Source organism: Moorella thermoacetica, assembly GCF_001267405.1.
Taxonomy (GTDB): domain Bacteria; phylum Bacillota; class DSM-521; order Neomoorellales; family Neomoorellaceae; genus Neomoorella; species Neomoorella thermoacetica.
Window position 1 is genome coordinate 455,946 of the sequence record NZ_CP012369.1, and the last position, 22,807, is coordinate 478,752.

The 22,807-nt window shown below is 55.6% G+C and carries 20 protein-coding genes, 1 tRNA gene and 1 riboswitch; of the genes, 19 read left to right on the top strand and 2 right to left on the bottom strand.

Annotation, left to right across the window (positions count from 1 at the left end):
* Window position 1: 1 nt before the first annotated feature.
* Both MOTHE_RS02280 and MOTHE_RS02285 read right to left on the bottom strand, forming a co-directional pair.
* Complete coding sequence (locus MOTHE_RS02280) at window positions 2-874, bottom strand: CBS domain-containing protein (protein WP_053094615.1); 873 nt, start codon at window positions 872-874, stop codon at window positions 2-4.
* Window positions 874-1,236 carry a hypothetical protein gene (locus tag MOTHE_RS02285; RefSeq protein ID WP_011392059.1) on the bottom strand — a complete coding sequence of 121 codons (363 nt, stop codon included), beginning with the start codon at window positions 1,234-1,236 and terminating at the stop codon, window positions 874-876. Before MOTHE_RS02285 ends, MOTHE_RS02280 begins: the two co-directional genes overlap by 1 nt.
* A 149-nt stretch (window positions 1,237-1,385) precedes the next feature.
* A riboswitch (cyclic di-GMP riboswitch) is annotated at window positions 1,386-1,473 on the top strand.
* Between the two features lie 83 nt (window positions 1,474-1,556).
* Here MOTHE_RS02285 and MOTHE_RS02290 point away from each other — a divergent pair.
* The 19 genes from MOTHE_RS02290 to mrdA all read left to right on the top strand — a co-directional run bounded on the left by MOTHE_RS02290 (window position 1,557) and on the right by mrdA (window position 22,715).
* Window positions 1,557-2,453 (top strand): stalk domain-containing protein, encoded by an 897-nt coding sequence (locus MOTHE_RS02290; protein WP_011392060.1) that lies wholly within the window; start codon window positions 1,557-1,559, stop codon window positions 2,451-2,453.
* A 554-nt stretch (window positions 2,454-3,007) separates the two neighbouring features.
* The gene (crcB, locus tag MOTHE_RS02295) at window positions 3,008-3,442 is read left to right on the top strand and encodes a fluoride efflux transporter CrcB (RefSeq protein WP_162490021.1); all 435 of its coding nucleotides are present in this window, start codon (window positions 3,008-3,010) and stop codon (window positions 3,440-3,442) included.
* The gene (gene crcB, locus MOTHE_RS02300) at window positions 3,442-3,810 is read left to right on the top strand and encodes a fluoride efflux transporter CrcB (protein ID WP_011392062.1); all 369 of its coding nucleotides are present in this window, start codon (window positions 3,442-3,444) and stop codon (window positions 3,808-3,810) included. Before crcB (MOTHE_RS02295) ends, crcB (MOTHE_RS02300) begins: the two co-directional genes overlap by 1 nt.
* A 15-nt stretch (window positions 3,811-3,825) precedes the next feature.
* Entirely contained in the window at window positions 3,826-4,197 is a 372-nt protein-coding gene (locus MOTHE_RS02305) for a DUF190 domain-containing protein (RefSeq protein ID WP_011392063.1), read from the top strand.
* Window positions 4,198-4,258: 61 nt separating this feature from the next.
* Window positions 4,259-4,333: transfer RNA gene (locus MOTHE_RS02310), tRNA-Gly, on the top strand.
* Between the two features lie 185 nt (window positions 4,334-4,518).
* Entirely contained in the window at window positions 4,519-5,859 is a 1,341-nt protein-coding gene (tig, locus tag MOTHE_RS02315) for a trigger factor (protein WP_011392064.1), read from the top strand.
* A 41-nt stretch (window positions 5,860-5,900) separates the two neighbouring features.
* Window positions 5,901-6,500, top strand: coding sequence for an ATP-dependent Clp endopeptidase proteolytic subunit ClpP (gene clpP / locus MOTHE_RS02320; RefSeq protein ID WP_011392065.1), 600 nt, complete (start codon window positions 5,901-5,903; stop codon window positions 6,498-6,500).
* Window positions 6,501-6,520: 20 nt separating this feature from the next.
* Entirely contained in the window at window positions 6,521-7,780 is a 1,260-nt protein-coding gene (gene clpX, locus MOTHE_RS02325) for an ATP-dependent Clp protease ATP-binding subunit ClpX (RefSeq protein ID WP_053094616.1), read from the top strand.
* A gap of 133 nt (window positions 7,781-7,913) precedes the next feature.
* A complete protein-coding gene (lonB, locus tag MOTHE_RS02330; RefSeq protein WP_011392067.1) occupies window positions 7,914-9,632 on the top strand; it encodes an ATP-dependent protease LonB in 1,719 nt (572 codons plus the stop codon).
* 97 nt (window positions 9,633-9,729) lie between these two features.
* On the top strand, window positions 9,730-12,036 hold the full coding sequence (gene lon / locus MOTHE_RS02335) for an endopeptidase La (RefSeq protein ID WP_011392068.1): 2,307 nt from the start codon (window positions 9,730-9,732) through the stop codon (window positions 12,034-12,036).
* A gap of 148 nt (window positions 12,037-12,184) precedes the next feature.
* The gene (locus MOTHE_RS02340) at window positions 12,185-14,827 is read left to right on the top strand and encodes a valine--tRNA ligase (protein WP_053094617.1); all 2,643 of its coding nucleotides are present in this window, start codon (window positions 12,185-12,187) and stop codon (window positions 14,825-14,827) included.
* An 11-nt stretch (window positions 14,828-14,838) separates the two neighbouring features.
* Window positions 14,839-16,161 (top strand): bifunctional folylpolyglutamate synthase/dihydrofolate synthase, encoded by a 1,323-nt coding sequence (locus MOTHE_RS02345; RefSeq protein ID WP_011392070.1) that lies wholly within the window; start codon window positions 14,839-14,841, stop codon window positions 16,159-16,161.
* A 12-nt stretch (window positions 16,162-16,173) separates the two neighbouring features.
* Window positions 16,174-16,857 (top strand): redox-sensing transcriptional repressor Rex, encoded by a 684-nt coding sequence (locus MOTHE_RS02350; protein WP_071554668.1) that lies wholly within the window; start codon window positions 16,174-16,176, stop codon window positions 16,855-16,857.
* 22 nt (window positions 16,858-16,879) lie between these two features.
* Window positions 16,880-17,464 (top strand): Maf family protein, encoded by a 585-nt coding sequence (locus tag MOTHE_RS02355; protein WP_053094618.1) that lies wholly within the window; start codon window positions 16,880-16,882, stop codon window positions 17,462-17,464.
* Window positions 17,465-18,154, top strand: a complete 690-nt coding sequence (radC, locus tag MOTHE_RS02360; protein ID WP_011392073.1) for a RadC family protein — start codon at window positions 17,465-17,467, stop codon at window positions 18,152-18,154.
* A 124-nt stretch (window positions 18,155-18,278) separates the two neighbouring features.
* Window positions 18,279-19,319: a rod shape-determining protein gene (locus tag MOTHE_RS02365; RefSeq protein ID WP_011392074.1), complete on the top strand. Its 1,041-nt coding sequence runs from the start codon at window positions 18,279-18,281 to the stop codon at window positions 19,317-19,319.
* Between the two features lie 15 nt (window positions 19,320-19,334).
* Window positions 19,335-20,249 (top strand): rod shape-determining protein MreC, encoded by a 915-nt coding sequence (mreC, locus tag MOTHE_RS02370; protein WP_053094619.1) that lies wholly within the window; start codon window positions 19,335-19,337, stop codon window positions 20,247-20,249.
* Complete coding sequence (gene mreD / locus MOTHE_RS02375; protein ID WP_162490022.1) at window positions 20,173-20,685, top strand: rod shape-determining protein MreD; 513 nt, start codon at window positions 20,173-20,175, stop codon at window positions 20,683-20,685. Before mreC ends, mreD begins: the two co-directional genes overlap by 77 nt.
* The gene (gene mrdA / locus MOTHE_RS02380; RefSeq protein ID WP_053094621.1) at window positions 20,646-22,715 is read left to right on the top strand and encodes a penicillin-binding protein 2; all 2,070 of its coding nucleotides are present in this window, start codon (window positions 20,646-20,648) and stop codon (window positions 22,713-22,715) included. Before mreD ends, mrdA begins: the two co-directional genes overlap by 40 nt.
* Window positions 22,716-22,807: the final 92 nt, after the last annotated feature.

Sequence of the window (22,807 nt, forward strand, 5' to 3'; positions counted from 1 at the left end):
GCTACATGCATGCTGTTTCTTTAAATTCAACGGCCTCAACTACTACTACCGGTTTTTTCAGTCTTTTGGCTTTGGTTGAAGCCAGGCTGGCCATATTGACCAGGTTTTTGACGATATAGCTGCTGTCTTTACCACATTCGCGTATTTTTGAGCGACGGCCTCCGGCTACGCCAGCAGAGATGGTGACCTTTATTTTACCGGGCCAATTTTCGTTGGCGAAGGCCGTGACAATTTGCCGGGCTAATTTTTCTGCTGCAGCCAGGGACCTGGTGGTAACAATAGCAAATTCATCGCCGGCATAGCGGCACAGGGTATCCTCATTCATGTTAATTAAATTTTTTAAGATTATAGTGGCCTGGCGCAGGACATTGTCACCATAAATATGGCCGTATTCTTTATTAATACCCCCAAAGTTATCCAAATCCAGAAAGATTATTGCTATCTCCTGGCCTCGTCTTAATAACTCCAGGGCTTTTTCATAAAAGATTTCGGCTTTGTTTAAACCCGTAAGGCTATCGGTATATTTGCCCAATTCCAGCATGATCTGGGCGTAGGTAATTATACCAACAATGTTGCTTTCCGAGGTAACTACCAGACGCTCAATCTTATTCTTGACCATTAATTTTTGTGCTTCTGTCAGGGAAGCTGTTGGTGATATGGTGATCACTTTTCTCGTCATGGCATCGGCAACCAGCCGGTTTGGGTGAAACCTCCTGACATCCCTGGAAGTGATAATGCCTACCAGTTTTCCCTCTTCTACTACCGGGAGGCTGCCTATACCATAGCGTTCTATAATAGCGGCCGCCCGACCGACGCTTGCTAACGGGTCAATTGTATAAAGCTTCTCGCTTATAAGGCTTTTTACCGTGGGCACTACAAATCCACCGTCCTGCTGACCTGGATGGTAATATTTATCTGGGCCTTAAGCACCATTTTATCGTCGGCGATGCGGTTACTTTCTTCGATTACTACTGGGAGAAGCTTTTCTTTAGGGAGAAGCCTTAATAAAGATTTTTTTACTACTACGGCTTCGAAAGTCTCATGGTTTAGGCGTACTATCTCATATTGTTCCGGCGAAACTGCATCTACCATACGCCTTACGGCTTCGGGACCGATAGGTGCTTTTTTACCAACGAACAAGATGTCCTGCATGGGGGGGATTTCAAATTCAGATAATTTTATGTTTACATCGGCTTTACGTAGCGGTTCTCGCGAGGAGGAAGTTTCCTGGGCCATAAAAAGCGGTCCTCCTTTCTTGCCTAAACACACATCATTTATTATACCCTTTTTTACTAAATTTGCCCATGGGGTTTGATATTAATTTTTCAAAGTCAACCACCCTGACAGTTAAAAAATAGTTAAAAGTGACGATAAATATTTGTGAAAACCGCTAAAGGCGAACCTGACCGAAAGGCGGGGGCGCAAAGCCACGGGCCTAAAGCCTCAACAGGCCATGGCAGCCGGGTTGCCGGATAAGCCAATTTGAATATTGCTGGCAATTAGGGGCAACTACGGTTTTTGCGGGTTGTCTTAAAATTTTATAGGGGGTATGCAGGATGAAGTACAAAAAATTAATCAGTATGCTGGCCATAGCGAGCCTGCTTCTGCCGGCGGGGATGGCTTATGCCCGCCCGGGCAATGGTAACAGTGACCATGGGGCCGGTAAGTATGTAATGGCGTCGGGAACGGGGAATAATCATGAAGAAGATAGTCAATTAGGAGATGAATTGAAAGATCAAGAAAGGGGAGAACAAGGAGAAGCAAACATTGAAGAAGAAAATGGATTAAACGAACAGGAACGGGAAGCCAAGGGAGAATCCCAGGAAAATGATTCTCACCATTCTGAGCAACAGTTGAAAAAAGAGGTGCGGCAAAGGGAAGAAATCCAGGTACGTGAAGAAGCCCAACACGCTGGATTGGAAAAATTCCAGGGCCGAATCCGGGTTAAAAATAAAGAAATTAATTTTGATGTGCCGCCAGTGATTAAAGCCGGCCGCACCCTGATCCCTGTCAGAGCGGTTACGGAAGGTCTGGGCGCAACTGTTAACTGGGATGAGGCAACAAATGCCGTGACTATAGCCAAAAATGGAGTTACGGTAGTACTTATCCCCGGCAGCGCGGAAGTAACCGTTAATGGCACAAAAATAAATTTGGATGTGCCAGCTCTATTAATCAGCAACCGTACTTTTGTGCCCTTGAGGTTCTTGAGTGAAGTATTTAAAGAAAAAGTAAATTATAATGACGCCACTGGCGACATTGATGTTGAAGAAGGCGAGGGAGAGGCGACCTCCACGACTCCGGCAACGTCACCGAGCACCAGCCCGACTGCTACAGAAGTTCCAGCAGGTACGGACACTGTGTCCACAGCCGGCAACACAGCCAGCACTACCACGACCTCTCCTCCTTCCATCCCTGCGCCAACTACAACTACCTCCTCAATACCTGCCGCTTAAGTGGTAACCAAAACCCTGCTCTAAAAAGCAGGGTTTTTTACCGAAGATAGGCTAGCCGCGGCCCACACACCCACCGGGGCAGGCTATGATTTCTACATAAAGTTAAATTGCTTGCCGGTGTAAAATTAATTTAATTTTAAAGGTGGCTTAATACGTTTATAACGACCGCGTGCTATCATAAACCTTGAGCAAAGCCCTCTGACCTCCTTTAAAATATATACCCTACCACACCCGGATATATCCGGGATTTTTTTTACAGGGATAAATAGAGACATTGGCGCAGCTGTTGAGGTTACGGAGGAAACGGCGGCCATGATTGATGAGCAGGCAGGTATCGGTCGGGCGGCCCGGGAGTTTTTTGTCGCTATAGCGACGGCGGTAGGTGATATACGGCAGGAAAATGGCCGCCAGTGTGGAATAGAATCACTCTAGCAAAAGGTTAATACCCAAGGGATGGGGTTCCCTTTAAATCTGCGCTGGTGCAGTGATGACCCCTACGCGGGGGGGTAAAGTTTCCCCGGGGTAGGGGTTTATTTTTTGCCGCCATGGGAGGAATGATATTCACCATGCTCTACCTTTACCTTGCCGTAGGAGGATTTTGTGGCGCTGTCGGCCGTTATTTCCTGGCTAGTTTTATCAACCGTCTCTGGCCAGGTTCCTTTCCCCTGGCTACCTGGATCATTAACCTGGGCGGTTGCCTGGCCATGGGCTTTATCCTGACCTATACCCTGGAACGACTGGTCATGGGCCCGGAATTGCGCCTGGGGCTTACTACAGGGATGCTCGGTGCCTTCACCACCTTTTCCACCTTCAGTGTGGAAACCCTCCACCTGCTCCAGGGAGAAAAAATTCCCCTGGCCCTCCTTTACCTCTTCGCTTCCCTGGCCGGGGGACTTATCTGTATGCAAACCGGTATTTTTTTAGCGCGCCTGCCCTTATCTTCAAAAGCATTGAGTAGTATAATAACCAGGGAGGATGGGGAGGAGTAATGGCCTGGCTCTATGTAGGCTGTGGCGGGATTGCCGGGACCCTGGCCCGTTTCCTGCTAAGTCGCTGGCTGGGAAATCGCGTCCGGGGTACCTGGCCCCTGGGTACCCTGTTCGTCAACTTAAGCGGAGCCTTTCTGCTAGGCCTGCTCCTGGCCCTGCCCCAGGGAAGGTTACCGGCTAACGTGACCCTGGCCTTGGGGACAGGGTTTGTGGGAGCCTATACTACCTTTTCAACCTTCACCTATGAAACCGTCACCATGATTGGCGATGGCGAGGGTAAACGGGCCCTGGCCTACAGCCTGGGGAGCATTCTGGGAGGCTTGCTCCTGGCCTGGCTGGGCTGGCTGGCGGCAGGGAGTTTATTTTAGGCTGGAGGGATGGGTATGACCGGCACGAGGGCCAAGCGTTTGACGGTTTATCTGGGGGAGGGTATGAAGTGGCAGGGTATGGCCCTTTACCATGCTCTGGTTCTCGAATTAAAGGCCGCCGGCCTGGCTGGGGTTACTGTAGTCCGTGGTATCGAGGGATATGGCAAGCGTAAGCAGCTGTATGCCTCACGCCTCCTGGAGCTCTCCGCCGATCTGCCGGTTCTTGTTGAGGCAGTGGACAGCCCCGAAAAGATAAACGCCGTGTTGCCCCGGGTCCGGGAGATGGTCCAGCAGGGCTTGATTACCCTGGCGGATGTGGAAATCATCTCCTCTGCCGGAACTGCCAGCAACAAGGAAAATAGCCCCGGCCCGGGGAGGAGAGCTTGACAGGGCCAGGGGTTTTTGCTAATATATCGCTACGGAAAGCCGTGATGGTACCGAATAACGGGCGGAAGTAGCTCAGTGGTAGAGCATCGCCTTGCCAAGGCGAGGGCCGCGGGTTCAAATCCCGTCTTCCGCTCCATATTTTTGCTTATTAGTACCTCGGACCTGACCCGTCCGAGGTACTCTTTCACAGGCTATTTTTTATTATTTTAGCAGGAAAAGCTTCAGGCACGGCGAAATAAATCCTGAAGGTATTTTTAGACAAACGGATGGTCATAATGAATGGCGTCCAGTAGTCGGGAGTAGGGAGGAGCAAATAAGTAGATGAAGGCTGCCGTAGAAAAACTGGATAAAAACCAGGTACTCCTGGAAGTAGAAGTTGAAGCCCCCAGAGTCCAGAAGGCTATAGACCAGGCATATCGTCGACTGGTAAAGCAGGTCAATATTCCAGGATTCAGGAAGGGCAAAGCCCCTCGCTTTATCCTGGAGCAATATATTGGCAAGGAGCCTATTTATAACGAGGCAGCGGAGATTGTTATTCCTCCGGCTTATGAAGAAGCTGTGGCCGAACACCAGCTGGAACCCATCGACCGGCCGGAGGTTGAGATAGTTAAAGTAGAAGATGGAGAACCCCTGGTTTTTAAAGCCAGGGTGGAGGTTAAACCGGAAGTCCAGCTTGGTCCCTACACCGGCCTGGAGGTGGAACGCCAGGAAGTAGAGGTAACAGAAGCCGATATCGATGCTTACCTGAAGCGGCTGCAGGAGCGTTATGCCGAGCTGGAGGTAATCGAGGACGAACCGGCAGCAGCCGGTGATATTGTTACCATTGACTTCAAGGGCACCGTGGACGGCCAGCCTTACCCGGGAATGGAAGGGAACAACTACCCCCTGGAGCTGGGTTCAGGCACCTTTATAACCGGTTTTGAGGAGCAACTGGTTGGTGCCAGGGTAAATGAAGAACGCACCGTTAATGTCACTTTCCCTTCCGACTACCACGAAAAGGATCTGGCCGGTAAAGAAGCCGTTTTCCAGGTCACCGTGCGGGGGATAAAACGTAAGAAACTGGCTCCCCTTGATGATGAGTTTGCCAAAGATGTGAGCGAGTGCGAGACCCTGGCGGACCTGCGCCAGGATATCCGCCGGCGCCTGGAGGAAAGCCAGAAACAGCGAGTTGAAGCCGCAGTTCGGCAGGCCGTGGTGGAAAAGGCTGTCGCTGCGGCCACGGTGGAACTCCCGGAAGTTATGGTGGAACGGCGTATCGATGCCCGGATCCGGGAACTTGAGCGCAACCTACAGGCCCAGAAGATGACCCTGGAGGAGTTCTTAAAGAACACTGACAAGACTATTGGTGATTTAGAAAAAGAATTCCGGCCCGGGGCCGAAAGGGACGTAAAAACGGAACTGGTTCTGGAAGCTATTGCCAAAGCTGAAAATATCCAGCCCAGCCAGGAAGAGATTGATGCCGAAATCGAGAGGATGGCCAGGATTTTCCGGCAAGATCCGGATACTGTACGGAAGAATTTGGGCGACTTGTCCGTCCTGAAATACGATATAATGATTAAAAAGACCATAGATTTTCTGGTAGAGCACAGCAAGCCCGTACCGCCCCGGGAACAGGGCGCGGCAGGGGAAACAGCAGAAACAGCGGAAGCTACGCCGGCTTAACTGTGATCTCTGAACGATTTTAACGTGGAGGTGTGTTGGCAGTGTCAGTTCTGGTACCAATGGTTGTCGAGCAGACCAGCAGGGGCGAACGGGCTTATGATATCTATTCCCGCCTATTGAAGGACAGGATCATTTTCCTGGGGAGTGCCATTGACGATCATGTAGCCAACCTGGTCATTGCCCAGATGCTTTTTCTGGAGGCCGAGGATCCCGACAAGGATATTCACCTTTATATAAACAGCCCCGGGGGATCGATTTCGGCAGGCATGGCCATCTTTGACACCATGCAGTATATCCGGCCCGACGTTTCCACAATCTGCGTCGGCCTGGCGGCCAGTATGGGTGCCTTCCTCCTGGCGGCAGGGGCCAAGGGCAAGCGTTTTGCCCTCCCCAACAGCGAAATCATGATTCACCAGCCCATGGGTGGTACCCAGGGTCAGGCCGTGGATATCGAGATCCACGCCAAGAGGATTCTGGCCATACGGGACAACTTGAACCGTATTTTAAGTGAGATAACCGGTAAACCCCTGGAACAGATCGCCAGGGATACCGACCGGGATCACTTTATGACAGCCAGGGAAGCCCGGGAGTATGGTTTAATCGATGAGGTGATCACCAAGCGCGAGTTGCCCGCTAAATAAGGGACAGCGAGGTGAAGAAAATGTACAAATACACCGATGACAAAGGCCAGTTGAAGTGTTCCTTCTGCGGGAAACTCCAGGACCAGGTCAAGAAACTGGTTGCTGGCCCGGGTGTATATATCTGTGACGAGTGCATCGAGCTGTGCAATGAGATAATCGAAGAGGAGCTAAGCGAGGACCTGAACCTGGAAATGGGTGAACTGCCCAAGCCCAAGGAGATCCGGGAGATCCTCGATCAGTACGTCATAAGCCAGGATCAAGCCAAAAAGGCCCTGGCTGTAGCCGTTTATAACCATTATAAACGCATCAACCTGGGTATGAAGATGGATGATGTTGAACTCCAGAAGAGCAACATCATCATGCTGAGTCCCACCGGTAGCGGTAAGACCCTGCTGGCCCAGACGCTGGCCAAGATTCTCAATGTGCCCTTCGCCATCGCCGACGCCACCTCCCTGACGGAAGCCGGCTATGTGGGTGAGGATGTGGAGAATATTCTCCTCAAGCTCATCCAGGCGGCCGACTATGATGTGGAGAAGGCAGAGAAGGGTATTGTCTATATCGACGAGATCGACAAGATAGCCCGGAAATCAGAGAACCCATCCATTACCCGGGACGTATCCGGGGAAGGGGTCCAGCAGGCCCTGCTCAAGATCCTGGAAGGCACCATTGCCAGCGTGCCGCCCCAGGGAGGCCGCAAGCACCCTCACCAGGAGTTTATCCAGCTGGATACGACCAATATCCTCTTTATTTGTGGAGGGGCCTTTGACGGCCTGGACAAGATCATCAAGAATCGCATCTCCCAGAAAACCATGGGCTTTGGCGCCGAGATCCGGGGCAAGAACGACGTCCAGGTGGGGGATATCCTGAAGCAGGTCCTGCCCGTTGACCTGCTGAAGTACGGCCTGATCCCCGAGTTTGTTGGCCGCCTGCCGGTGATTGTCACCCTGGACGCCCTGGACGAGACTGCCCTGATCAGGGTCCTTACGGAACCCCGCAACGCCCTGGTGAAACAGTACCAGAAGCTCTTTGAAATGGACGGGGTAACCCTGGAATTTAAAGAAGACGCCCTGGTTACTATCGCCAGGGAAGCTATCAAGCGAGAAACCGGGGCCCGGGGCCTGCGGGCCATCCTGGAGGAGATCATGCTCGACGTTATGTACGAGATCCCCTCCCGGAACAATATCTCCAAGTGTATAATCACTAAAGATGTTGTCCTGCGCAAGGAAGAACCCTTGCTCCTTACGGTAGAAAGGAAAAAGAAAAAAGAAGAAACAGCCTGATTGCCAAGGGCGGTGGGTATTACCACCGCCCTTTTACGTCCCCCTGGGAACCAGTGGAGGGTCCCTGTGGGATAAAATTTTCCTTTCCGGATAAACTTTAGGTGATCCTTTTATTGCGGAAAGGAGTACCCTTATGACCGAATGGGGCCAGGGCCTGGGCGGAGTCCTGGGCTTTGTCCAGATATTCTTTGCCGTGGTAATTGGCCTTTACTTCTGGAACCTCCTGCGCAACCAGCAGGGCAGCCGGGTGGCTGTGGAAAGGGAATCTCGCAAAGAACTGGAGAAACTCCAGCGGATGCGGGAGATCTCCCTCACTGAACCCCTGGCGGAAAAGACCCGGCCCAGCACCTTTGCCGAGATTATCGGCCAGGAAGAGGGCTTGAAGGCCCTCCGGGCCGCCCTCTGCGGTCCCAACCCCCAGCATGTTATTATCTATGGCCCGCCGGGGGTGGGTAAAACAGCCGCCGCCCGGCTGGTCCTGGAGGAAGCCAAGGCCAACCCCCTTTCACCCTTTAAAGAAAACGCTAAATTCGTCGAAGTCGACGGTGCGACCTCCCGGTTTGACGAGCGGGGCATTGCCGACCCCCTGATTGGTTCGGTCCATGACCCCATCTACCAGGGAGCGGGCCCCATGGGCATGGCCGGTATTCCCCAGCCCAAACCGGGGGCCGTGACCCGCGCCCATGGTGGTATCCTGTTTATCGATGAAATTGGCGAACTGCACCCCATCCAGATCAACAAGCTCCTCAAGGTCCTGGAAGATCGCAAGGTTATCCTGGAAAGCGCCTATTACAGCAGTGAAGATACTAATATTCCCAGCCACATCCATGATATTTTTCGCAACGGTTTGCCGGCCGATTTTCGCCTGGTAGGGGCGACCACCCGCCTACCCCAGGAGATCCCGGCGGCCATTCGTTCCCGCTGCCAGGAGATCTATTTTCGGCCCCTGCTGCCCCATGAAATCGGGTTAATTGTCCAGAACGCCGCCCGGAAAATAAACTTACACATTGCCCCGGAGGCCGTGGAGGTAATCAAACAGTATGCCACCAACGGCCGGGAAGCAGTGAACATGGTCCAGCTGGCCGCCGGCCTGGCCCTGACGGACAGGCGCCAGGAGATTACCCGGGCCGATATCGAGTGGGTGGTGACCAGCGGCCAGTATACCCCGCGAATGGATAGCAAAGTACCTCCTGAACCCCAGGTGGGGGTGGTCAACGCCCTGGCAGTCTATGGCCCCAATATGGGGCTGGTGGTGGAGCTGGAGGCCAGCGTGAACTTCGTCGGCCACCGGCGCGGGCAGGTTATCGTCACCGGCGTGGTGGAAGAGGAAGAAACCGGGAGCGGCGACGGCCGCCGCGTCAGGCGCAGGAGCATGGCCCGTAACGCCGTGGACAATGTCCAGACGGTTCTCAGGCGCCTGCTGCAGGTGGATCTACGCGACTACGACATCCACTTGAACTTTCCCGGCGGCGTACCGGTGGACGGTCCCTCGGCCGGGGTCAGCATGCTGACAGCCGTTTATTCCGCCCTCACCGAGACACCGGTCAACAACCTGGTAGCCATGACGGGAGAAGTAGCCATTCGCGGTGGTGTGCGACCGGTGGGAGGCGTAGTGGCCAAGGTGGAGGCCGCCCGCCTGGCCGGGGCGAAGAAAGTGCTCATCCCCAGGGACAATTGGCAGGAGATCTTCCGTAGCCTGCCGGGTATCCAAGTGATCCCGGTCCAGAACGTCAACGAAGTCCTGGCAGAGGCCCTGTTGCCCCCGGCCCAGGTGGCCAGCCCGGAAAGGTTCAAGGCCCGTCCCCAGATTTTAAGTGCGGCACCAAACATTGGCCGGCCGGTGGGCTGCTAGGTTATTGCAATAAAAACAGTCCTGTCGTAGAATATAAAAGAATAATTACCTTGGGAGAGAAAGTTATATACGGGGAGCACCTTGGAGGTGTAAAAGTTTGCGTCGAGCCCTGCCCCTGTTGCCCCTGCGCGGGGTTATTGTTTTTCCCTACACGGTTATTCACCTGGATATAGGGCGGGAACGCTCGGTAAGTGCCATTGAAGCTGCCATGCTTGGTGATCGGGTCATTTTCCTGGCCATGCAAAAAGAGGCTCAGGACGACGACCCCGGCGAAGATGATATCTATACTACCGGAACCATAGCTGAGATTAAACAATTATTGAAATTACCTGGAGGCACCATCAGGATCCTGGTCGAAGGTATCCGCAGGGGGGAAATTAAGGAGTATATCAGCCATGATCCCTTCCTCAAGGTAGAAGTCGAAGAGGCTCCGGAGCCGGCAGAGACCTCCCCGGAGATCGAGGCCCTGATGCGTTGCCTGATTGACGAGTTTGAAACCTATGTCAAGATGGCCAAAAAGATACCTCCGGAAACGGTGGTAGCCGTCGTCAGCCTGGAGGAACCGGGGCGTCTGGCCGATGTGGTGGCCTCCCACCTCAACCTCAAATTGACGGATAAACAGGCCGTCCTGGAGGCTGTGGATATCAAAACGCGGCTGAATATCCTCTGCGATATCCTGGCCAAGGAAAAAGAAATCCTGGAACTGGAGCGGAAGATCAGCCTGCGGGTACGCAAGCAGATGGAAAAAGCCCAAAAGGAGTACTACCTGCGGGAGCAGATCAAGGCTATCCAGAAGGAACTTGGCGAGAAAGACGACCGTGTGGCCGAGGCCGAGGAACTGCGGGAGAGGATAGCTAAAGCCAGGCTGCCTAAAGAGATCCGGGAACGCGCCCTGAAAGAGGTTGAAAGGCTGGAGAAAATGCCACCCATGGTGGCGGAGGTAACCGTCGTCCGCAACTACCTGGACTGGATCCTGGCCCTGCCCTGGCACAAGCAGACCAGGGACCGCCTGGATATCAAGGTAGCCGAGGAGATCCTGGACGAAGATCACTACGGTTTAAAGGAAGTTAAGGAGCGTATCCTGGAATACCTGGCCATTCGCCAGCTGGCCAAAAAGATGCGGGGCCCCATCCTCTGTTTTGTGGGACCGCCTGGGGTGGGTAAGACCTCCTTGGCCAAATCCATCGCCCGGGCCCTGCAGCGCAAGTTTGTCCGTATCTCCCTTGGAGGTACCAGGGACGAAGCCGAGATTCGCGGCCACCGGCGGACCTATGTGGGCGCCCTGCCCGGACGGATTATCCAGGGCATGAAACAGGCGGGGACGAAGAATCCGGTCTTTTTATTGGATGAGATTGATAAGTTGAGCAGCGATTTCCGGGGCGATCCCGCCTCGGCGCTGCTGGAAGTCCTGGACCCGGAACAAAACTATATGTTTAGCGATCATTATATTGAAGCTCCCTTCGACCTCTCCAAGGTAATGTTCATTACCACGGCCAATGTCGAATACTCGATCCCCCGTCCCCTCCTGGATAGGATGGAAGTTATCCGTATTCCCGGCTACACCGAGGAAGAAAAGGTCAAGATTGCTGAACTGCACCTGCTGCCCAAGCAGCTTGAGGAACACGGCCTTAAGAAGCAGCAACTGGAAGTATCGGAAAACGCCTTGCGGCGGATTGTCCGGGAGTATACCCGGGAGGCCGGCGTCCGAAACCTGGAACGGGAAATCGCCACCATCTGCCGTAAGACCGCCCGGGACATCGTCAGCGGTAAAACCAAAGCCGTTAAAGTAACGGCCAACAATGTGGAGCAATACCTTGGTATTCCTCGTTTTCATCATACGCAAGCCATCCGGAATGAGATGGTGGGTGTGGTCAACGGCCTGGCCTGGACGGAGGTTGGCGGCGAGGTCCTGAATGTCGAGGTGTCTATCCTGAAGGGGAAAGGCAACCTGACCCTGACGGGAAAACTGGGCGACGTCATGAAGGAATCCGCCTACGCCGGTTTCAGCTACCTCCGCTCCCGGGCCGCCGAACTGGGCCTGGAGGAAGACTTCCACGAGAAGTTTGACCTGCATATCCACGTTCCCGAGGGTGCCATCCCCAAGGACGGGCCTTCGGCGGGCATCACCATGGCTACGGCCATGGCCTCAGCCCTAAAGGGCGTACCGGTGCGGAGCGACCTGGCCATGACCGGGGAAATCACCCTGCGCGGCCGGGTACTGCCGGTGGGAGGTATTAAAGAAAAGATTTTGGCCGCCCACCGGGAAGGGATTAAAAACATCATCTTGCCCCGGGAGAACGAGAAAAACCTGGAAGACATCCCGGCCAACATCAAGCGCAAGATGAACTTTATCCTGGTCGAGCACATGGACGAAGTTCTGAAAGAAGCCCTGGGTAATAACTAGACAGCTCTTGACAGAAAGAGTCAGAAATCGGTAAGATAATACGGTAAGGAATGGTCAACGCGGAGCAGCACCCCTCGTCCGTCCGGGCGGACGGGGGGTTTTTTGTAGCGGGGTTCCAGAGAGTTTTTTTCGAGGAGGCAAGTGTATTTTGGCTATACTGGATAAGGTCTATAATCCTAAAGCCGTAGAAGAAAAGTGGTATCATTACTGGTCGGAAAACGGATACTTTCGTGGTCACCTGCCGGCAAAGGGCCAGCCGGCCTTCAGCATAGTCATGCCGCCACCCAATGTCACCGGGAGCCTGCACCTGGGCCATGCCCTGGATAATACCCTGCAGGACATCCTCACCCGCTGGCACCGGATGCGTGGTGACGCCACCCTGTGGATACCGGGCACCGACCATGCCGGTATAGCCACCCAGGCCCGGGTGGAAGAGGAACTTGCTAAGGAAGGCCTGAGCAAGTATGACCTGGGCCGGGACAGGTTCCTGGAGCGGGTCTGGGAATGGAAACATCAGTACGGCGACCGGATCACCAGACAGCTGCGGCTCCTGGGGTCCTCCTGCGACTGGAGCCGGGAGCGATTCACCATGGACGAAGGCTGTTCCCGGGCGGTGCGTGAAGTCTTTGTCCGCCTCTATGAAAAGGGCCTTATCTACCGGGGCAGTTACATCATCAACTGGTGTCCCCGCTGCCGGACCACCATTTCGGATATTGAAGTCGAGCATATAGAAGAGGCGGGCCATCTCTGGTATATCCGTTATCCCTTTAAGGACGGTAGCGGCAGCATTGTCATTGCCACTACCAGGCCGGAGACCATGCTGGGGGATACGGCGGTAGCCGTAAATCCCAGCGACGAGCGTTACCGGGATGTTGTGGGTAAAACCCTGGTTCTGCCCCTTATCAACCGGGAGATACCGGTTATCGCCGACGAGTATGTCGACCCCGCCTTCGGAACCGGCGCGGTTAAGATAACCCCGGCCCACGACCCCAATGACTTTGAAGTAGCCGCCCGGCATAACCTGCCGTCCATTACCGTTATTGGTAAAGACGCCGTCATGACAGAAGAAGCCGGTCCCTACGCCGGTATGGAGCGCTATGCCTGCCGCGGTCAGCTGGTAGACGACCTGAAGGCCCAGGGTTTCCTGGTCAAGGTGGAAGAACATACCCATGCCGTCGGCCACTGTTACCGTTGCGGGACGACCATTGAACCTCTGGTTTCACCCCAGTGGTTTGTCCGTATGGCGCCCCTGGCCGAGCCGGCCATCCAGGCGGCTAAAGAAGGCCGGGTACGCTTTGTGCCCGAGCGTTTTACTAAGATTTACCTCAACTGGCTGGAGAACATTCGCGATTGGTGTATCTCCCGCCAGCTCTGGTGGGGCCATCGCATCCCCGTTTGGTATTGCCAGCAGTGCGGCGAGGAGATCTGCAGCCGGGAAGACCCCGAAGAATGCCCGGCCTGCGGCAGCACCGCCCTCGAACAGGATCCCGATGTCCTGGATACATGGTTTAGCTCCGCCCTGTGGCCCTTCTCCACCCTTGGCTGGCCGGATAGGACGCCGGAACTGGAGGCCTTTTATCCAACTTCGGTCCTGGTAACCGGCCGCGATATCATCTTTTTCTGGGTGGCCAGGATGCTCTTCATGGGCCTGGAATTCATGGGGGAGGTACCCTTCCGGGAGGTCCTCATCCACGGCCTCGTCCTGGACGCCCAGGGGCGGAAAATGAGCAAGTCCCTGGGTAACGGCGTCGATCCCATGGAGGTGATCGAAAAATACGGGGCTGACACCCTGCGCCTGATGCTGGTGACCGGCAACACGCCGGGGAACGATCTGCGTTTCCATCCCGAACGCCTGGAAGGCACCCAGAACTTTGCCAATAAGATCTGGAACGCTGCCCGTTTTGCCCTCATGAACCTGGAGGACTACGAACCGGCGCCATTAGAGCGAGAGAACTTAACCCTGGCTGACCGCTGGATCCTCAGTCGTTTAAATAAACTGGTCCTGGAGGTAAACGCCTGCCTGGAGGCCTATGAAATCGGCGAGGTCGCCAGGATGCTCTATGAATTCTTCTGGGGTGAATTCTGCGACTGGTATATTGAGTTAATCAAACCGCGGCTCTACGGAGAGAACCGCCGGGAGCGGCAGGTTGCCCAGGAGGTGCTGGTAACGGTCCTGGGCAAGAGTCTACAGCTCCTCCATCCCTTTATGCCCTTTATTACCGAGGAGATCTGGCAGCACCTACCCGGCGAGCGGGGAAGTATCATGCTCAGTTCCTGGCCCCGGCCTGTACCGCAGGATGAAGACGAACAAGCCGAGACTGCCATGGGCCTGGTTATGGCCGTCATCCGGGCCGTCCGTACCCTGCGCAGCGAAATGAATGTGCCCCCCGGCCGGCGGGCGGAAGTCATCCTGGTTAGCGGGTCCCCGGAAGACAGGGAAATTTTGCAGCGGGAATCGGTTTACCTGGAGAACCTGGCTGCGGCTGACAGGGTCCAGGTGGTAGCGGCCCTGGATCGACCTCCTTCGCGGGCAGCGACGGCTGTTACCAGCGGGGTGCAGATCTTTTTGCCCCTGGCCGGCCTTATTGACCTGGAGAAAGAACAGGCCCGCCTGGAAAAGGAACTGCAAAAGGCTAGGGCCGAGTTGGAAAAGGTTGAGAAAAAACTGGCCCGGCCTGATTTCCGGGCCAAGGCCCCGGCAGCCATTGTAGCCAAGGAAGAGGCCCGGGCAGCAGAATTAAAATCTACCATAACGGCTCTCACCAAACGTCTGAGCTATCTGGGGAGTTAGGAGAGAAGCAGGTGAACTACCAGGAAGCTCTTGAATTTTTGCGGCAACTAACCAAGTTTGGTTTTAACCTGGGCCTGGGGCGAATTAAGGAACTCATGCGCCGGGTCGGTTCGCCCCAGGAGCGCCTGCGCTTTATCCATATCGGTGGGACCAACGGCAAGGGCTCGGTCTCGGCCATGGTGGCCAGTATCCTTAAGGCGGCTGGCTACCGGGTGGGACTATTTACCTCTCCCCACCTTCATTCCTATACCGAACGGATCCAGATTAACGGTCAGAATATCCCTGAGGAACGCCTGGCAGCCCTCCTTACCTGGTTTAAACCACTTTTGACGGCTATGGTAGCCGACGGTTATGAACACCCGACGGAATTCGAAGTCGGCACTGCCGTAGCCCTGAAGTACTTTGCCGACGAAGGGGTAGACCTGGTAGTTCTGGAAGTAGGACTGGGTGGGGCCATTGATTCTACTAATGTGATTAATACTTCACTGGTGAGCGTTATAACAAATGTCGGCATGGACCACATGCAGTATTTGGGGAACACTATAGCTGAGATCGCCCGGGTCAAGGCCGGTATTATCAAACCCGGGGGGATTGTGGTTACTGCCTCGCGTTTGCCGGAAGCCCTGGAAGTTATCAGCACCACCTGCCGGGAAAAGGGGGCTACCCTTTACCAGGTAGGCCGGGATGTCACCTGGCGGGAACGACGGGTATCCCTGGCGGGAGGCGAATTTGATTGCCGGGGTTTGCTGGCTACCTATGAAGGCCTCAAGGTTCACCTCCTGGGGCGCCACCAGCTGGAGAATGCGGCCACGGCGGTGGCGGTAATCGAAGCAGCCGTCCGCCACCACGGGCTAAAGGTAACACCGGACCACCTGCGCCAGGGCCTGGCCGCCGCCACCTGGCCGGCGCGCCTGGAAATCATACAACGGGAACCAATGGTCATCATTGACGGCGCCCACAACTTTGATGGGGCCGTAAGTCTACGCCTGGCCCTGGAAGAGATTTTCCGCTATCGCCGCCTGATCCTGGTCCTGGGAATGCTGGCTGATAAAGAGCGGGAGAAAGTGGTGGCCGTACTGGCCCCCTTGGCGGCGGCCGTGATTGTCACCCGGCCCAATAACCCCCGGGCCGGGAACTGGCAGTCCCTGGCCGACAGCGTGAGACGTTATGTCGGCGTGGTGGAGGTTATCGAAGCCATTCCTGCGGCAGTCGAGAGGGCCCTGGCCCTTGCCGAGCCCTCCGACCTCATCTGTGTTACCGGTTCCTTGTACATGGTGGCAGACGCCAGGGAATGGCTGAAGAAGTTTAAAAAAGAGGAATCTCCAGGGGGGTAGCGAATATGTCTTGTGAAAGAAGTACGGAGCCATAAGGGGGCAGACCAGGTGAAGACCTTAAAGATTCCCGAGGCGACCATTACCCGGTTATCAGTATATTCCCGTTACCTGGCCCAGGTCGACCGTCATGGGGTAACCACCATTTCCTCCGGTGAGATTGCCGAAGGGGTGGGTGTCAGCCCGGCCCAGGTCCGGAAAGACCTGGCCTACTTTGGCGAATTCGGTACCCGGGGCGTGGGCTACAATGTTAAAGACCTGTACTGGCATATAATCAAGATCCTGGGACTCAACACCACCTGGTCGGTGGTCATTATCGGCGCTGGTAACCTGGGTACGGCCCTTTCCATGTACGGTGGCTTTCGCGAGCGGGGCTTTAAAATCGTGGGTATCTTTGACAACGCCCCCCACAAGATCGGCTACCGCCTGAACGGGGTCGAGGTCTACCCCATGGAGCGTCTGGAAGAGATAATCGAACGGGAAAAGGCCCAGATCGCCATTATTACCGTCCCGGCGGAACATGCCCAGGAAGTAGCCGACCAGCTGGCCCGGACCAGCATCCAGGGAATCCTGAACTTCGCCCCGCGGGTACTGAACGTCCCCGATCACATTGAACTCCGGAACGTCGACCTTTCCGTAAATCTGGAGATACTGACCTTTAACCTGGCCTTTCGCCGGGCGATGAAGAACGGGAAATAATAACCCTGGGGAAGAAACGCTTATGAGCAAACTTGTTCTGGCTTCGGCATCCCCGCGGCGGCGGGAACTCCTGGCCAGGCTAGGGTTACCCTTCACCATCCAGCCCAGCCGGATTGATGAGAGCGTTTACCGGCATCTGCCCCCGGCGGCCAGGGTAGAAGCCCTGGCCCTGGCTAAGGCCCGGGCGATGGCCGCCGGTCTCACTGACGCCCTGGTCCTGGGGGCTGATACGTTGGTGGTGTGCGAGGGGCGGGTTTTGGGCAAACCGGATTCCCCCGCTGCTGCTGCCAGGATGCTGGCCTTCTTGAGCGGGCGCACCCATACCGTCTATACCGGGGTCGCGGTCGTCCAGGCCCCCAGGGGTCCGGAAGGGGTTACCCACGCCAGGACCGCGGTGACCTTTCGTCACCTGACGCCGGACCAGATCGAAGCCTATGTAGCCACCGGCGAACCCCTGGATAAAGCCGGCGCCTACGGCATCCAGGGTCGCGGGGCCCTGTTGGTGGCCGGGATTGAAGGCGATTATTTCAATGTCGTCGGCCTGCCCCTGGTGCAGGTGGAGGAACTGCTGGCTATATTTGGAGTTGATGTATGGGGGAGAGTATAGATGACCGGAGGACAAGGGGTTACTATTAAAGAACTGCCGGCCGAACTGCGGCCCCGGGAGCGACTCCTGGCCGCCGGGGTCCAGGCCCTCTCCAACGCCGAACTCCTGGCCATCCTCCTGCGGACGGGTACCAGGACGGAATCGGCTCTGGACGTGGCCCGCCGGCTCCTTTCCGGGCCCGACGGTCTCCAATTCCTGGCCGGGGCCACCCTGGAAGAACTGCAGCAGCAAAAAGGGATAGGCCTGGCCAAGGCAGCGGAGCTCAAGGCCGCCCTGGAACTGGGCCGGCGCTTGGCCGCCTTCACCCTCAGCCGGACCGTTATCAGGAATCCCCGGGATGTGGCAGGCCTGCTCCTTGATGAGATGCGCTACCTGGACCGGGAGAATTTTCGCACCGTTTCCCTGAACACTAAAAACCAGGTCCTGGGGATCGACAACGTCTCGGTGGGGAGCCTGAATTCCTCCCTGGCCCATCCCCGGGAGGTCTTTAAAGACCCCATCCGCCGCAGCGCAGCGGCCATCATCCTGGCCCACAATCACCCCAGCGGCGACCCCACCCCCAGCCAGGAGGACATTATGGTAACCCGGCGCCTGGTGGAGGCCGGCCACATCCTGGGTATTGAAGTCCTGGATCACTTAATTATCGGTGACGGACGTTTTACCAGCCTGAAGGAACGAAATTTACTTTAGTGTGCAGGTTAGTTTACAGGCCGACATCCTTCGACCTTTTAACGTACAGGCAAACTTAACCTCTTGCCCCGGGATTAACCCTATACTATAATGGGCACGAATTAACCAGGAAGGAGCTAAGGTTATGATCTTCGCCCGAGACCTCGGGATTGACCTTGGTACGGCCAATACCCTGGTTCACGTCCGCAATAAAGGTATCATCCTGCGAGAACCATCGGTGGTGGCCATCCAGCGGGGGACCGGCAATGTCATGGCCGTTGGCGAAGAAGCCAAGCGAATGATTGGCCGGACGCCGGGGAACATTGTTGCTATTCGTCCTTTGAAAGACGGCGTTATTGCTGATTTTGACGTTACCCAGAGTATGTTGCGTTACTTTATTGAGAAGGCCATACCCAAGGGTTTTCTGGTACGGCCCCGGGTGGTCGTGGGGGTCCCCTCGGGTGTGACGGCAGTAGAGGAACGGGCCGTCCGGGAAGCGGCTCTCCAGGCCGGGGCTAAGGAAGCCTACCTCATTGAAGAGCCTATGGCAGCGGCCATCGGTGCCGGTTTACCCGTCTATGAGCCTACGGGGAATATGATTGTGGACATCGGCGGTGGTACCACTGAGGTCGCCGTTATCTCCCTGGGGGGGATAGTGACCAGCCGTTCCATCCGCATCGGTGGCGATGAGATGGACGAGGCCATTACCCAGTATATTAAGCGCACTTACAACCTGATGATCGGTGAGCGGACGGCTGAAGAGATAAAGATTGAACTGGGTGCCGCTTACTTTGGGGATACCGATGAAGATCGGGAACGCCAGCAACGTACCTATGCCGTCCGGGGCCGGGACCTGGTAACCGGTTTACCCAAGACCATTGAGATTACGGCTACAGAGGTCCAGGAGGCCCTATCGGAGCCGGTGGCGGCCATTCTGGAGGCTATTAAAGTCTGCCTGGAGCGGACTCCCCCCGAGCTGGCAGCTGACCTCATGGACCGGGGTATTGTCCTGGCCGGTGGCGGGTCCCTACTTTGGGGTCTGGATCGCCTGGTCAGCCAGGAAACCGGTATGCCTGTCAATATGGCCGAAGATCCGTTGACAGCAGTGGCCATAGGTACGGGTAAGGTGCTGGAGAATATCGAGGTTTTGAAACGGGTGCTTTTACCGGCGCGGCGCTCGGGTTAGAGGGAGTGAGGAGCTTTGAGCCGTCGGTGGCGGAAGCTCGTTGCCCCGCTGATCCTGGTGCTGGCGGCAGCCGGCCTGGTAGTAGTTATGCGCTGGTCGGCCCAGGAGAGGAGCCATTTAACCATTCTCGAAGGTAGCCTGCGGGATGTCCTGGCACCGGCCGAGAGGGGTATAACCCTGGTAGTTAGCAAGGGTATGGGTTTGCTGGCGGCCATCAAGGACTACGGCCGCCTCCAGGCCGAGAACCAGGCTTTGAAGCAGCAGGTAGCTGATTTAAAAGCAGCCACGGTGCAAATGGAAGAGTACCGCCAGGAGAATAGTCGCCTGCGGGCTCTTCTTAATTATAAAACCACTTACCAGCAAGCCTTCGATTTCGTGGTGGCCCCGGTTATCGCCCGTAACCCTAATAACTGGTATCATACCCTTATCCTGGGCCTGGGGTCGAGGGATGGTTTACAGAAAGACCAGGTGGTGGTGACCTCCCAGGGGGTAGTGGGTAGGATTATCGCCGTTACACCCAGGACGGCGGAGGTCCTGTTGATCCTGGATCGGGAAGGGGCCATCGGTGGTATGATTCAAGCTAATAGAACCCCGGGTATAGTAGAGGGCAGCCCGGATTACCGGGGTTATCTGCAAATGGTCCATGTACCCCGCGACGCCCAGATAATGCCCAATCAGGTGGTCATTACCTCCGGCCTGGGGGGTGTTTTTCCCCGGGGCCTGTTACTGGGGACGGTAATTAAAACCCTGCCCGAACCGGACGGCCTGACGCAACGGGCCATCATCGCCCCGGCGGTAGATTTCGATCGCCTGGAGGAGGTCCTGGTCATTACCCGGATCAAAGGGGGCATTAATGATGCAGTTTCTGGGGTTACTGGCGCTGGGGCTGGGGGGACTGGTCCTGGAAGCAACCCTGCTACCGGCCCTTAAACTGGCAGAGGTCAAAGCCGACCTGTTAACCATCGTCCTGACCATCTATGCCCTGTTCCAGGGCCCTTCCCGGGGGGCAGTCCTGGGTTTTGGCTATGGGCTCCTGGAGGATTTATACCTGGGTAGATACGTAGGCCTGAACGCCCTGAGCAAGATGCTCACCGGTTATATCATCGGCCTGGGTAAAGACCGTCTCAACCAGGATAACTGGCTGGTGCCCGGTATCATGGCTTTTTTCGCCATTATCTGCCAGGGCCTTCTGGTTTTATTCCTAACCCTTTTGGCTGGTTTTCGTTTTCCTTTGCTGGCCGGCCTGGAGGCTGTTATCCTGCCAATGTCTTTTTATAACGCCTGCCTGGCACTGCTCGGTTATAATCTTTACCAGGGGGGGATAAAATGGGCAACCAGGAAAAGGAGAATTGGAAGCCCCGGTTAAACCAGCGCCTCAAGGGCTTTCTGGCCGCCATAATCTTTATCTTCCTCCTGCTGAGCAGTCGCCTTTTCTTTCTCCAGATTGTTAACGCCCAGGAATTTAGCAAACAATCGGCAGAGAACCGTATTCGCATCAATCCCATCGAGGCCCGGCGGGGCGACATCCTGGCCAGGGGGGGCGAGGTCCTGGCTACCAGCCAGGTGGTTTATGTTATAACCATTCGTACTATGCCCAACCAGGATTTGGATACAGTCATCAATAATCTGGCGAACCTTCTGGGCGATCCGGAACTGACCCCGGCGGCCATCAAAGATTTGATTAAGAAAAACCCCTACCGCTATGAGCCTACAGAGATTAAAAGGATCCCGGCCAATGACCCCGCAGCCGCAGCCCTTATCGCCAGGCTGGAGGAACATCGCGAGGAGGTGCCAGGGGTTAATATCATTGAGGAACCCCAGCGATACTACCCCAACGGCCCCCTGGCCGGTCACGTCCTGGGCTATGTGGGTCAGATAACCCAGGAAGAGCTCGACGCCCACAAGGAAGATAATTACAGCCCCAATGATAAAATCGGGAAAAGCGGCATCGAGAGTTTCCTGGAGTATAGTAACGTAAATGGGCAGGAGATCGGCCTGCGGGGCAAGAATGGTGCCGAACAGGTAGAGGTTGACGCCCTTAACCGGAAGGTCCGTGACCTGGTAACCCTGCCCCCCACCCCGGGGGATACAGTCCAATTGACCATTGACTTCAAGCTCCAGCAAACCCTGGAGAAGGCCATGGATCAGGTCATCGCCAGTACTAAGAAGATAAATCCTAAAGCCGGTGGCGGTGCGGCCGTGGTCTTAAATGTCAAGACCGGGGCCATCCTGGCCCTGGCCAGCAAGCCCGATATCGACCCCAACGACTTTGTTAATGGTAACTACGCTAAAAAGGCGAGCTATTATAATGATCCGCAGTTAAGACCCATGTTTAATCGGGCCATCCAGGGAGTTTACGCACCCGGGTCAATTTTCAAGCCCATTACGGCTATGGCTGCCCTGGACGCCGGCGTGGTCAAACCTTCGGATACGATATACGACGCCGGTCGATACTGGAAACCAGGTGGTATCACCTGCTGGATACCTTCGGGCCACGGCAATGTAGACCTCAACCGGGCCATGGCTGTCTCCTGCAATACCTATTTCCAGTGGGCCGGCGATTTAGCCGGTATCGGCAAGATCGACGATGTGGGGCGGCAGTTCGGCCTGGGCCAGCCCACCGGTATTATCGGCCTCCAGGGCGAGGCCCGGGGCGTCCTCCCCTCACCGGAGTGGAAAAAGGAAATCAACGCCCCTATATGGGACCGGTGGTTAAAAAATAAAGAGGCCGAGATCGAAAAGAAGTATGCCGGGCTCCTTGCTGCGGCCAGCCCCGAGGAAAAGGATAAATTGTTGCAACAAAAGGAAAACGAACTCAAAGCAGTTAGGGCCAAGTACCAGATTAACTATAATTTTGACACCGCCTGGCAGCCCTATAACACCTATAATACCTCCATGGGCCAGGGCGACAACAGTTATACCGTCATTCAACTGGCCAACTATATAGCTACCCTGGCCAACGGCGGTACCCGCTGGCGGCCTTACTTGATTGAAAAAGTCATCGGCGCCGACGGTTCCCTGAAAAAAGAGTACCAGCCTCAGGTGGCTGGTAGGGTTACGGTTTCCCAGCAGGCCATGGCCGAGGTACGGCGGGCCATGCTGGAGGCGACCCAGTCCCGGGAGGGCACGGCGAGTTTTCTTTTCAGCGACTTCCCTCCAAATATCAAAGTGGGTGCCAAGACCGGGACGGCCCAGTCGGGACCCGGGGGTGAACTGAATGGTACCTTCGTGGCCTTCGCTCCCTATGACGACCCCCAGATAGCCCTGGCAGTAGTTATCGAGCACGCCAAGCACGGCGGCGATTCTGCCGGGGTAGTGGCCCGGGAGGTTCTCGCCCAGTATTTTAATCTTCCGGATATCTTAAATAAGCCGTTTAACGGCGTTTCGGTGGAATAATGTCCGCCGGTGTCTGTTTTTGGGGAGAAGACGGGGAAAAAAGGCCCCGTCTTTTTTCCTATGCCGGCAGGATTTGCCTGATCGGTGTAGAA

Excerpts from the sequence above, each read along its gene's own strand:
- MOTHE_RS02285 (WP_011392059.1), bottom strand. The coding sequence starts at position 1,236 with ATGGCCCAGGAAACTTCCTCCTCGCGAGAACCGCTACGTAAAGCCGAT.
- MOTHE_RS02290 (WP_011392060.1), top strand. The coding sequence starts at position 1,557 with ATGAAGTACAAAAAATTAATCAGTATGCTGGCCATAGCGAGCCTGCTT.
- crcB (WP_162490021.1), top strand. The coding sequence starts at position 3,008 with ATGATATTCACCATGCTCTACCTTTACCTTGCCGTAGGAGGATTTTGT.
- crcB (WP_011392062.1), top strand. The coding sequence starts at position 3,442 with ATGGCCTGGCTCTATGTAGGCTGTGGCGGGATTGCCGGGACCCTGGCC.
- MOTHE_RS02305 (WP_011392063.1), top strand. The coding sequence starts at position 3,826 with ATGACCGGCACGAGGGCCAAGCGTTTGACGGTTTATCTGGGGGAGGGT.
- tig (WP_011392064.1), top strand. The coding sequence starts at position 4,519 with ATGAAGGCTGCCGTAGAAAAACTGGATAAAAACCAGGTACTCCTGGAA.
- clpX (WP_053094616.1), top strand. The coding sequence starts at position 6,521 with ATGTACAAATACACCGATGACAAAGGCCAGTTGAAGTGTTCCTTCTGC.
- lonB (WP_011392067.1), top strand. The coding sequence starts at position 7,914 with ATGACCGAATGGGGCCAGGGCCTGGGCGGAGTCCTGGGCTTTGTCCAG.
- MOTHE_RS02355 (WP_053094618.1), top strand. The coding sequence starts at position 16,880 with ATGAGCAAACTTGTTCTGGCTTCGGCATCCCCGCGGCGGCGGGAACTC.
- radC (WP_011392073.1), top strand. The coding sequence starts at position 17,465 with ATGACCGGAGGACAAGGGGTTACTATTAAAGAACTGCCGGCCGAACTG.
- MOTHE_RS02365 (WP_011392074.1), top strand. The coding sequence starts at position 18,279 with ATGATCTTCGCCCGAGACCTCGGGATTGACCTTGGTACGGCCAATACC.
- mreD (WP_162490022.1), top strand. The coding sequence starts at position 20,173 with ATGATGCAGTTTCTGGGGTTACTGGCGCTGGGGCTGGGGGGACTGGTC.
- mrdA (WP_053094621.1), top strand. The coding sequence starts at position 20,646 with ATGGGCAACCAGGAAAAGGAGAATTGGAAGCCCCGGTTAAACCAGCGC.